7 protein-coding genes are annotated in these 12943 nt (G+C 49.0%); all 7 read right to left on the reverse strand.

Features of this window, described 5'->3' with window-relative positions; all coding sequences use genetic code 11:
• Positions 1-129: 129 nt before the first annotated feature.
• The 7 genes from bglX to HGH91_RS16260 are packed head-to-tail and all read right to left on the reverse strand — an operon-like array spanning position 130 to position 12888.
• Positions 130-2427, reverse strand: coding sequence for a beta-glucosidase BglX (gene bglX / locus HGH91_RS16230; RefSeq protein WP_168739847.1), 2298 nt, complete (start codon positions 2425-2427; stop codon positions 130-132).
• A gap of 17 nt (positions 2428-2444) precedes the next feature.
• Positions 2445-4211 carry a family 43 glycosylhydrolase gene (locus tag HGH91_RS16235; protein WP_168739849.1) on the reverse strand — a complete coding sequence of 589 codons (1767 nt, stop codon included), beginning with the start codon at positions 4209-4211 and terminating at the stop codon, positions 2445-2447.
• A gap of 5 nt (positions 4212-4216) precedes the next feature.
• A complete protein-coding gene (locus tag HGH91_RS16240) occupies positions 4217-5527 on the reverse strand; it encodes a glucoamylase family protein (protein WP_168739850.1) in 1311 nt (436 codons plus the stop codon).
• 11 nt (positions 5528-5538) lie between these two features.
• Complete coding sequence (locus HGH91_RS16245; RefSeq protein WP_168739852.1) at positions 5539-7206, reverse strand: glucoamylase family protein; 1668 nt, start codon at positions 7204-7206, stop codon at positions 5539-5541.
• An 11-nt stretch (positions 7207-7217) separates the two neighbouring features.
• Positions 7218-8045, reverse strand: coding sequence for a LamG domain-containing protein (locus tag HGH91_RS16250; protein WP_168739854.1), 828 nt, complete (start codon positions 8043-8045; stop codon positions 7218-7220).
• 17 nt (positions 8046-8062) lie between these two features.
• On the reverse strand, positions 8063-9547 hold the full coding sequence (locus tag HGH91_RS16255) for a RagB/SusD family nutrient uptake outer membrane protein (RefSeq protein WP_168739856.1): 1485 nt from the start codon (positions 9545-9547) through the stop codon (positions 8063-8065).
• A gap of 17 nt (positions 9548-9564) precedes the next feature.
• A complete protein-coding gene (locus tag HGH91_RS16260; protein ID WP_211092322.1) occupies positions 9565-12888 on the reverse strand; it encodes a TonB-dependent receptor in 3324 nt (1107 codons plus the stop codon).
• Positions 12889-12943 lie beyond the last annotated feature (55 nt).

Genomic DNA, 12943 nt, shown 5'->3' on the forward strand with positions numbered 1-12943 from the left:
CCGCAGAGCGAGACGCTATATTGCCTCCCCGCTCTGCGGGCTTAAAATTCGCGCTCTTCTTCTTTTAAATTCTTTGCTGCTTTGCGCCTCTGCGAGAAAAAAAAATCGCGGTCTGACCAATAAACAAATTTACTGCAATTCCAGTTTCGCCTTTAAGCGTATGTCTGCAGACGAAGCGCCGATCATCACATCAAAGCTGCCTGGCTCTGCTTCCCATTGCAACTTGCTGTTGAAGAACGACAACTTCTCTTTGTCGATCGTAAAATGCAGTTGCTTACTTTCCCCCGGTTGCAACAGCACCTTTTGAAAATCCTTCAACTCTTTTACCGGCCGCGTCACAGAAGCTACGGGGTCTCTCAGGTACAACTGTACCACTTCTTCCCCGGCATAGCTGCCGGTATTGGTCAGTGTGAAAGCCACATCGACAGATTGCTGGCTGCTCATGCGAACAGCGCTGAGCGTAAGATGATCATATTTAAAGGTGGTATAGCTTAGCCCATAACCAAAGGGAAACAGCGGATCGTTTTCTACATCCAGGTAGTTGGAGCGAAACTTCTGCGTAGGCCCTTCCGGCTGAGGGCGGCCCGTATTTTTGTGATTGTAGTAAATAGGGATCTGCCCAACATTCCGGGGAAAGCTCATGGTCAGCTTACCTGATGGATTGTAGGCGCCGAAAAGCACGTCTGCTATTGCATTGCCGGCTTCCTGCCCGGGGAACCACGCTTGCAGCATGGCAGCAGCCACTTCGTTTTCCATATTCAAGGTGAGCGGGCGACCACTCATCACCACCAATACCAGTGGCTTACCTGTTTGGGCCAGCGCCTGTATTAATTTACGCTGACTCTCCGGAATACCGATATCAGACCTACTGGCTGCTTCCCCACTCATTTCCGACGCTTCTCCCACTACTGCTACCACCACATCTGCTTTGGCGGCCGTATTCACTGCTTCAGACAACATGTCGGCTGGTGACCTGCTATCAATATCTATCCTTTCACCAAATACATTTACCTTCTTTGCAAAGCTGGTATCATCGCTGATATTAGCGCCTTTGGCATACAATATATTCACCGCATTGCCTGCGGCCTGTTTCATTCCTGTCAGCACCGGCACCGATAACTGCGGATCGCCATTAACTGCCCAGGTACCCAGCATATTATTTTTATTGTTGGCCAGTGGGCCAATCAGCGCAATAGTGCCTGTTTTCTTCAGGGGTAATACCTGCTTTTCATTTTTCAGCAGCACACAGGCGCGGGCGCCAAATTCCCGGGCAGCCTGTAGCTGCTCATTGCTACGAATTTCAGTCGCTGCTGCGGCTTTGTTACAATACCGGTAGGGGTCCTCAAATAATCCCAGCTTATATTTGGCTTCCAATATCCGGCGACAGGCAGCATCAATATCCGCTATAGATACCCGGTGTGTTTTCAGCGATCGTTCCAGGGTGGTGAGAAATCCCTCTCCTACCATGTCCATGTCTACGCCCGCCTTTAGCGCCAATGCGGACACTGTTGCCAGATCCCCCAGGCCATGATCTATCATTTCATTGATGGAAGTATAATCGGTTACTACCATTCCTTTAAAACCCCATTGCTTCCTGAGCAGGTCTGTCAACAGCCACCTATTGGCGCTGGCCGGAATACCATCTATTTCATTGAAGGAAGTCATTATACTACCCGCGCCGGCATCCACGGCTGCTTTATAAGGAGGCAGGTAATATTCATACATTTTGATACGGCTCATATCGGTGGTGTTATAGTCGCGACCCGCTTCTGCGGCGCCATACAACGCAAAATGTTTCACACAGGCCATTACGCTATTCCCATCTCCCAAATGATTTCCCTGGTACCCCTTTACCATGGCTGCGGCGATCTTAGCGCCCAGGTAAGTATCTTCTCCCGAACCTTCTGCTACCCGCCCCCAACGTGGGTCCCGGGCAATATCCACCATCGGCGAAAAAACCCAGCTGAGTCCATCTGCTGCCGATTCCCGCGCCGCCAGCCTGGCACTGCGCGTTATCAGTCCCATATCCCAGCTACAGGACAGTCCCAACGGAATAGGAAAGGAAGTTTTATATCCATGGATCACATCAGATCCGAATAACAGCGGAATTTTAAGCCGGCTATGGGTCACCGCCAGTTCCTGCGCCTGGCGGATCTTATCCACGCCAATTACGCCAAACAAACCACCTACTTTACCACTGCTGATCTTTGCTTCTACATCGGTGCTCACCACCGCGCCGGTGGCTACGCCGCCGCCGGGCGTTAATAAGTTTAACTGCCCTATCTTTTCGGTCAACGTCATTTTACCCATCAACGCGGTGATAAAAGCATTCATCTTCGCCTCTTCCGGCAACGCCTTCTTTTGCGCGGTTACGCGCAGACAAGCGCAGGATAACAGTAAAGCAAAAGAAAAAAATATTCTTTTCATATAAAATCAGTTAGTGATCAATCTACTTTCATTACCGCCGTGCGGGCTGATACCCCGTTCTCATTAATCGCTTCTATGCAGAAATAATAAGGCCGGTCTTTATCCATTCCCTTGTAATAATAATCATTGTTGTTGTGCACCATGATGCAGCTATATAGCTTATCCGGTGCGATACCGGTGTAAATATTATAGGCATAGGCATTGTCTGCCGGCGACCATTTAATCCACGCACTTCGTTTGTCCTTTTCCGTACGAAGCACCAGGAAATCCTTTACCGTATCCGGCAAGGCGCCGTTACCATGGCCAAATACCCGGAGTCCGCTCAGGGCAAATTTTCCACCAGGCATATGTATATTTTCCATTTTTATGTAGCGGGCCTGTACCGGCTGCGATAACTCAATGTAGTCATGGGGCACATCTTTCTTTTGCCGGCTCTTGTCTGCCAATACTTTCCAATGCTTACCATCGGTAGAATACCAGAGTATATACTGGTGATAGATATCCGTTTGCTTGCCCATAAAGGGAGCGTCCTGGTCGGCATAGTTCACCTGTACGGCATTTACCCGGCAAATATTACCCAGGTCCGTCTGTATCCATTCGCCCTTGTTACCGGTTGCAGCGCTCCAGTAGGTTTTAATATTTTCATCCACCGCATTATTCGGAAGATAGCCGCCCAGCACAGAAGATACAGCCACCGGCTTATTGTAATTCAACAGCATCCAGCCAGTAAAGCCCGCGTTGCTGAAGCCTGCGCTGTCGGCAGCTTCCCGGGAACCACGGGAAACATAATGTGGATAATCGCCAAACACCGTGTTACAATACATAATATCATCTTTATCGAAGCCGGCCGGCCAGTACCCGATACGCCGTTCAAAGCTGTTCTTTACAGCAATAACCATGGTAGATACATGCCACCAATAGCCTTCATTATCCTGGAAAGTACTGCCATGTCCTGCTCCCCGGGCATATCCTCCCGGTTTATACGAAACAGGATTATGGGCTTGCGGAGTGAAAGGTCCCAACGGATGATCGCTCACCACTACACCATCGGCATATCCGCTGAATTCTGTTCCCGGCGCACCATATTGCAGGTAGTATTTGCCATGGTGTTTGGTCATCCACGCTCCTTCAATAAAAGGATCGAGAAAGGTATTATCCTGGTATTCGCCAAACCGCTGCCATCCATACTTGTCTGGTTCCAGCAGGTACATTTCTTTCCGCGTGCCCTTCGGCTGGAAGGTAGTGCGGTCCATCTCCACACCATAAAGAGGATAACGGTTGCTGCTCCCGTTGTACATGTACAACCGTCCATCGTCATCGGCAAAAAAGTCGGGGTCCCAGCCGCCTATCTGTAGTGAATCAATGGCTTCTTTCCATTCATTGCCTTTGGGATTGGTGCTCATCCAGATAGGAAAATCGCTGGTATAGGTAGACCCAAATACCAGCAAGGTATCGCCCATTACCCACACTGCCGGTGCGCACAACTCGTCATACACATGGTGGAACGACTTCAAAAACTTCCGGGATACAAAATGCCAGTTCAGCAAATCAGGGCTCCACCAGTATCCCCATTGGTTGGTGGAAAAGAGATAGTAGTCGCCTTTATAATTAACGATCACCGGATCGGCAGTAGCCCGGTGCTTTCCCCAGGTGGTAAAGTTGGGAATGGGACAATAACCATAATCAATATTCACCGGGTTGCAATAAGTCGTTTGTGCATTTACATTAGTAACACCGGGCATTATACTTATCCACATCAAAACGATATACAGGCATCTTTTCATGATCATCAATTTTTGGTGGCAGCTACCGTTTCAAAACCTAATTTATTCAGCCCCTGCTTAATTTCCGGGCAACTCATAAACAACTTCCAGAGCAGGCCGCTGCGGTAGTTTTCTATCATTACAATAATAGGGCCCTGGTCAATCGCCAGGTGCGAAGTAGCATACCATTCCTTCGTTTCGTTAAACGCGTCTGTAAAACCGTACTGGCTCCAGATCTTATCTCCAAGGGTATAATAAAAATGCTTCAGCGCCTGCATGGAATATTCCGGTGTATAAGGGAATGCTGATAAAGCAGCCGTTGGCGAAATAGTACCCCAGTCGTTTTCCGGCGAATGTGCATTATATCCGTCATAGGTATCGCTGGCAGTTAATCCCCAACAGTCGGCGCTGTATCCCTTAAACCCTTTAGGGTTGCGAATACAGTGCTCCCGGTTAATCAGGGTATGACGCACGTTTTGTTCCCAATAATTTGCGTAGCGGTCTTTCAGTCCACGCGGATCGAGCCCCAGGAAAGAATATTGCGAGAAAAAGAGGGGACCGCCATAATCAAGTCCCAGTGGCAGTTTGATGCCATAAAATTCCCGGTCGTTCCGGAAATAAATGTTATTCACCCAACCATGATGGTATACTTCCGGGCTAACGGCATAACGGGGAGCAGCCGCCGCCAGCACATAGGTAATCAGGCATTCGTTCCATCCCCTGATTTCATGGTTCATACTCCAGCCGTTATTGGGGCTCCAATGCCAGTATAGTACGTTCTGGCCACCTTGTGTAAACCAGTTCCATTCAGTTTCCTGCCAGGTGGCATTGATTTTATCACGCAGCTCCTTTTCCAAAGGGTTGTTGGCATCAAAATACTGCCGGGCACACAACAAGCCCTGAAGCAGAAAAGAAGTTTCTACCAGGTCGGCTCCATCATCTTTACGACTGAAGGGAATCGTTTTACCGGTATTGCCATTCAGCCAATGTGGAAAAGCACCATGATAACTATCGGCCTTCCGTAAGAAATTGACCATTTTCAGCAACCGTTCTGCTGCCGCCGTCCGGGTGATCCACTTATGTTCCGTTGCTACAACAATGGCCATTACACCGAACCCGGTGCCGCCGGTGGTCACTACCTCATCACCATATGCAGCCTGATTGCTACGTTCGCGTGCCATGCCCGATACCGGGTGTGCAAAATCCCAGAAGTAGCGGAAGGTCTGTTGCTGCACCAGGTCTAATAACTGTTCATCGGAAAGTTTTGCTTTCTTCTGCGCGTTGACAGGCATAGACGACAAGAGCAGGCAAAAGCCCATCAGTATAATATATCTCATGATTTATTTTTTTAAAGATGTGGACTGGTAAATCCCAAACGTTGCATACCAGTCTTTACTTCGGGACAGCTCATAAACAGGTTCCACAACAATCCTGTGCGGTAATTTTCTATCATCACAATGATGGGACCCTGGTCGATGGCCAGGAAAGAGTCGGCAAACCAGTTATGTTGCAGGGAGAAAGCATCGGTAAATCCATACTCTTTCCAGAGTTTATCTCCCAGCTTATAGTAAAAGAATTTCAACGCCTGCATGGATGCTTCAGGCGTATAAGGGAACGACGACAATGCCGCCGTGGGTGCAATCACGCCTACATCGTTTGTGGGTGAGCTGGCATTATACCCATTGGGCACATCGCTGGCGGTAAGTCCCCAGCAATCTGCTCCATAGCCGTAGTGGCGGTCGCGATTAGCTACACAATACGCGTAATTGATGCGCGTATGGTTAGTTACCTGTTGCTCGTAATCGGCATATGCATCTTTCAATCCACGCGGGTTAATGCCCAGGAAAGAGTAGTGCGAAAAAAACAGGGGGCCGCCATAGGCGGGGCCTAATGGCAAAAGAATACCTTCGTAAGATTGATTATTACGCATGGTACCATTCCCTGCCCAGCCATTGTCATACACACTCCGGGGAATAGGATCGGGCGAAGATGCGGCCAGTACATAGGTGATCAGGCATTCGTTCCAGCCTTTGATGGGCATGTTCATATCCCATTGGTAGTTGCTGCTCCAGTGCCAGTACAAGGTTTGTTCGCCACCTTTGCGAAACCAGGTCCACTCTACCCCATTACAAATGGTATTGATATCATTTCGTAGCTGCGTTTCCGTTATATCTGTTTTATTAAAATACTGCCGCGCAGTGAGCAGGCCTTGTACCAGGTAAGATGTTTCCACCAGGTCGGCGCCGTTATCTTTGGTACTGAATGGCACTACCGCGCCGGTGCTGCCATGGAGCCAATGCGGGAAAGCGCCGTGAAAGCGGGCAGCTTTCGTGAGCAGGAAGCTCGTCATTTGTTGCAGGCGATGCACTGCATCGGTACGTGAAACAAAACCCCGCTCTACGGCTACTACCGTGGCCATGATGCCGAAGCCAGAGCCACCTGAAGTTACCGTCTCTCCACTGGTATTCCTTTCCCGGGCCAATCCACTCACCGGGTGTCCGAAATCCCAGAAATATTTAAAGGTTTGCTGCTGTACTAAAGTGAGCAGGGCCTCATCGGTAATGCGGGGAAATTTATCGGTGGTATCTATCCCGGTAAAAACAGACAGGGTGACCGCCGATAATAACTTCGACTGCCGGGTAGACTGCAGGGAAATGCCGGCCGTAATCGTATAGGCAGTAAGGTTAGCCAATGCGGTGGTAGGCTGTAACACCAGTGTACTATCTCTATTTTCCCAGGAAATATTAAAAGGTACGTTCGTTCCATTTCCGCTGAAGGAACAAGCTGCCGCAGCAGTACTACGCTGTACCGCATCGCTGAAGGAAATCCGGATAACGGGGTGGGTACCGGTACCCATATACGAAAATCCATCGGCCTTACCATCCACACTCAAAGCCGCAAAGTTTAATGGCAGGGGGGTAACAGGCGGAGGCAACGGTTTGTCGCCCCCGCTTTTACCACAACCCACTGCCATCAGCAGTAAAGCACTATATATGATACGAGACAATCCTGTCATAAATAGCGGTATTATTTACCCCGGCCCTCCAGTTTTACCAGGGCGCCCACTTCTTTATCGCTCAATGCTTTGTTGTAGATCCTTACTTCATCTAAAGCGCCGGTAAGATAGCTGGCCCAGGGCTGTGCATCTGTTGCGGAAGTAAGGCTGGGCACCGTTTGAAACTGTGAAGTGCCAAACACCATTTTACCCGGGTTAGCAAATGCCAACTGGCCAAATCCGCTATTCACCTTGGTATCAATCTTCTGGCCGTTTACATATACCCGGAAGGTGTCTACACCGTTATACGACACGGCGATATTGGTCCATATTTTCCAGATGTTCATCACCTCATAGTTGCCCAGCCAGCCATCGCCATGCTGACCGGTGACATGTGCTTTCAAAACGGCTTTGGAATCCGTACTGCCATTTTCAAAGAAGATATCTATGTTACCCCAGAAAGACTTGGTATTACTCAGACTTATCAGTCCTACCATCCCATCGGTATTCTGCGGGGCATTTACCCACATGGTGAGGGTAAATGCTTTAAGACCGGTAATGCTGCTACCGGGCGAAAACAATGCATATGATTTGTCGGCGCCTTTGAGTGCGCCGCCTTTGATGCCCTGGGCAAAGCTGGTACCGCTGTTGTCGCAGGCGGTTTTAGAAATGCTGTCTACCAGGTTGCCATTAAATCCCCAGTAGGCCACCAGGCTGCCAGGGGCAATTTCGCTGGTGCTGGAGTATCCGTCGATAGATAATGCAGGCGCATAACTGCCGGCATCAAACTTTTTATAGCAGGCCGACAATAAGAGTGCAGCTGCTGCCAGTATTGCATATGATGAATATCTGAATTGCATGATCGTAGTATTTGAAATTAGTAGCCAGGGTTTTGTACCAGTGTGCCGGCGCTGATGTCTATTTCATCCTGCGGTACCGGCCATACTTCATTTTTGCCAGTTTTAAATCCCTTAGGACCAAATACAGTTGCAGCCCTACCCTGGCGGATTACGTCGAAATAACGGTCATTTTCCATGGCCAGTTCCACCCTTCTTTCATGCCAGATGGCTTTGCGTACGGCTTCTTTATCGGTAGCCGTAACATCCGGGAGGATAGCCGGGTTGCCCTGGCGGGCGCGTGCTCTCACTGCATTCAGTGATTGTAGTGCCTGCGCATTATTGCCGGTTTCATTGGCCGCTTCTGCATTCATCAGCAATACTTCCGCATAGCGCATTACCCGTACGTTCTGGTCGGCGCCTTCGTTATAGCCGGTTACATACAAACGGAAAGGCACATACGATTTCTGGTTAAACATGGGATTGTCGCCGCCTACCGGGATCACATCTCCCTCTGGGGTTGTTTCTCCCCTGAAAATGATAGTGCCATCTTTGCGGGGATCGCCGGGTTCGTACTCGCTTACCAGGTCGACGGTAGGCACGTTGAAGCCCCAGCCGCCGCCTACTACACCTTTTACGCCCTGCACCTGGGAGTATTGGGAGTTGGAAGCGTCTTTACTATCCAGGATAAGCTGGCATTGAATTTCAAATACAGACTCTGATGAATTTTCATTGGGAATACGGAACATTTGCTCATAGTTGGCAAAGAGCGTATATCCTAATCCCATTACCTGGTTGGTATAGCTGAGCACATCAGCCCATTTCTGCTGGTACATAGCCACCTTGGCATGCAGCGCTAAGGCAGCACCTTTGGTAGCACGTCCCTTGTCGGCAGCGGGATAGTTGGGCGGTAATACTGCGGCAGCTTCTGCCAGGTCTTTTTCAATAGCTGCCCATACCTGCGCTTTGGGCGTTCTGGCCAGGTTGTATTCGCTGGCTTCCGTAGGTACTTTCAGGCGCAGGGGCACATCGCCGTAAGCGCGTACCAGCCTGAAATATGCATAGGCGCGTACAAACTTTGCTTCTGCCAGGTAACGTGCTTTCAGTGCCTCATCCATCGTGATGGCTGGTACATGGTCGAGCACCTGGTTACAGAAATTAATTTCCTGGTATTGGCCTTTCCAGAAATCCAGTATTTGTCCTTCGGTAGCGGTAACGGAAAAGTCGTCGTACTTATTCAGGAAGCTGGCATCTGCCGTATTACTTCCTTTTTCTGCATCATCGGAGCCCAGGCTCTCAATGGCAATAGCGGCAAAGGCTACCTGCTTCCATTCCCGGAGGTTGGCATATATAGCATTCACCGCTTTGGTAGCATCGGCTTCATTTTTCCAGAACTGTTCGTTGGGTTGTTGGCCCTGTGGCGGTACATCCAGGAATGACTTGCTGCAACCTGCCAGGAGGACGGGGGCAGTCAATATAACGCTAACAGATATACGCTGTATATAAAATTGGATTAATCGTTTCATAAAAAAGCTGCTTTAGATCAGAAAGTAACATTTACACCAAAATTGTAGGTGGCATACAGCGGGTATACATTGTTATCCACACCTGCTTCCTTGGGTTTACCGCCAATTTCAGGGGTAAAGCCCCTATAGCGGAAGAAGTTGAAGGCATTTTGTGCATTGGCATATACACGCAGGTTTTTCATTCCCCACCTGTTCGCCATCGCTGCCGGGAAATTATATCCCAGCTGTATATTCCGTATCCTGAAGTAACTGCCGTTTTCTACGAAGAAAGAATTGGGTAAATAGTTATCGCGGCCACCGATGAAAGCGGAAGGATAGGTATTGGAAGTACCTTCTCCATGCCAGCGGTGATCATAGAAATCTTTGGTAAAGTTTTCATTACCAAAACGGGCGCCGAGGTTAGCATTATATACTTCCATACCGGCCACTCCCTGGAAGTCGAGCGCCAGGTCAAATTGTTTCCAGGAAAAGAAGGTATTGATACCGTAAGTGTAACGGGGATTGGGATTACCCAGCGGTACCCGGTCGTTGGCATCAATAACGCCATCAGGAACGCCTTTGGGGCCGCTTACATCCCGGTATTTGAAATCGCCTGCACGGGCTTTGGGTTGTGCGGAAGCTGCAGCTTCTGCATCTGTCTGGAAAATACCATCTACCAGGTAACCTACAAATTCACCGATAGGACGGCCATTCATGGTACGGGTGCTAAGGGCTCCGCTGGTGAGACCACCGCCACCACCGTAAATGGGATTGTTACCGGAAATTACATTCTCTACTTTGTTTTGATTATATCCCACATTTCCGCCCACAGACCAGGTAAAGTCTTTGCCTATCTTGCTTTTCCAACTCGCGGCTATTTCTACACCACGGTTCAGCAGATCGGCCTGGTTGGCGATAATACCGCCGGAATTAGTTCCCACAGAACCAGGAATCCGGATCTCAAAAATGGCAGCTTCTGTTCTCCGGTTATAATAACCTGCTTCTATATACAGGCGGTTGTCCAGCATACTGGCTTCCACACCCACATCTGTACCTACGCCTCTTTCCCAATAAGTAGTGGGTGGTACTACAGAGTTCACACTGGCGCCGGTGTTGACAATACCGCCGAAGATGGCTGTTAAATAAGGGTCCTGTGCTACCCGCAATACCGATACATCAGAAGGAATAGTGGCATTCCCCACTTTACCCCAGCTACCGCGAATTTTAAGGTTATCGAAGAAATGCTGGTGCTTCATGAAGCTTTCTTCGGTTACTATCCAGCCTATTCCCACTGAGGGAAAATATCCCCAGCGATGATCGCCAAAGAATTTGGAAGATCCATCGGAACGGAGGGAAGCATTCAACAAGTACCTGTTTTTAAATGAGTAGTTGATCCTTCCAAAATAAGAAGCCACGGTGTACAGTGTACCTTCATCTTTTACTTCACGGCCATTGGTGCTGCCCAGTTTCAGGTACATATCGCCTTCACTGTTGTTGGGTACATCAGGCGCCAGCGCCGTCAGTTTATAGGTTTGATTGCTTTGAGCGCCCTGCCCTATCATTACGCGTACGCTATGTTCATTGAATTTATTCTCATAGGTCAACGTATTCTCCACAATCCAGTTACGGGTATCCGTATTTTCGCGGGTAAGCTTGCTGTTGGTAGCGCGTTGTGCAAGGGTAGCCGCAAATACCGGTACATAGTTGCGCATCAGGTTTTCCCCATATTCGCCACCCAGGCTGGAATGGAATACAAAATGTTTGGCAAATCGCAGGTCGGCATATACATTACCGGTAACGGTTTGCTTTTTAGTGAACTGGTTGAAAAAGTCGAGCGTAGCCTGGGGATTGAAGTTAGCGCCTTCTCCCAGGTTAAAATCGTTAGGATCGCCATAGCTTCCATCTGCATAACGTACCGGCACTACAGGAGCAGCTGCGTACAGCTGGCGCCAGATAAAGTCTGGTACATCGTTGGATTTGCTGGCAGCAGCGGTAATGCTATACCCGATTTTCAGCGGTTCAAATACCTGTATATCATTTTGGAGGCGAGCGGTAAAACGGGTATAGTCGTTGGTTTCCACCAATCCCTGTTGACGGAGATATCCCACGGAGAAATTATAGGTCGATTTTTCAGAACCGCCGCTTACGGATACCTGGTGGTTCGTGATCATGGCATTGCGTAACGCCAGGTGATACCAGTCGGTTCCTTTTCCGAATTGCGCAGGGTCCAGCAATGGTGGCTTGCTGTTCCTATCCTGTAACTCATTCACCAGGGTAGCATACTGGTTGGCATCGGCCATCTTTACTTCGTTGGTTACTTTCTGATAGCCTACGTAACCATTGTAGTTCACCGCCGGTTTGCCTGATTTTCCTTTTTTAGTGGTGATCAATACTACGCCGTTGGCGGCACGTATCCCGTAAATCGCCTCGCTGGAAGCGTCTTTCAGGATACTCATATTTTCGATATCTGCCGGGTTCAGGAAGCTGATATCATCGTACCATACGCCATCTACTACATAGAGCGGACTGTTGCTGCCATATACGGTACCCATACCGCGGATCTTTATTTCCGGGGCGGCGCCGGGCTTCCCGATATTGGTGATCTGTACACCAGGCACTTTACCTTGCAAGGCGCTTACGGGGTTGGCAATGGGTTGTTTATTAATTTCTTCTGATTTCAGCTGACCAATAGCACCGGTAACATCCACTTTACGCTGTACACCGTAACCTACTACTACCACCTGTTCTACCTGGCTGATGGCTTCTTCCATTTCTATGTTCACCACCGATTGACTGTTCACGGGTATTTCCTGGTTGGAGTAGCCAATGAAAGATACCACCAGTGTGGAATTTTCAGGCACAGTGAGACTATAGGAACCATCGGGGCTGGTTACCGTCCCCCGGGAAGTCCCTTTAATACTGATGGTTACACCGGGCAACGCTGTTTTGGTTTTCCTGTCGGTGACCTTACCAGTGATCTTTATATCCTGTAGTTCAGGAGAATTCGACATGATGACCACCAGGTTATTTTCAATGACCTTATATTTCAGGCTGGTGTTAGCGAGAATATTGCTCATAAGGTCGGCCAGGCGGGTGTTGGTCACATCCACATCTACTTTCTTCCGGATATCTTTTAACGCGTTGTTGTACAGAAAACGATACTCGCCCTGTTTCTCGATGTTGTGAAGTACTTTGGCGATCTCCGCTTCTTTCAGCCGGAGTGTAATAGTTCCTTGTCCCCTCGCGTTGGCAGATACCTGGAGCACACCTGCCAATAGCAGTACGGCGGTCCAGTTCATAATTAATAGCACTTTTTTGAAGGCATGGGAGGGTCGCTTCGCAGTTGTTAGCGATTTTTTCATACATTTAGATTCAGAGGTAATAAAATGGAAGCCAGCTGCTATTTGGATCGGCGAA

The organism is Chitinophaga eiseniae (assembly GCF_012641265.1).
GTDB classification, from domain to species: domain Bacteria; phylum Bacteroidota; class Bacteroidia; order Chitinophagales; family Chitinophagaceae; genus Chitinophaga; species Chitinophaga eiseniae_A.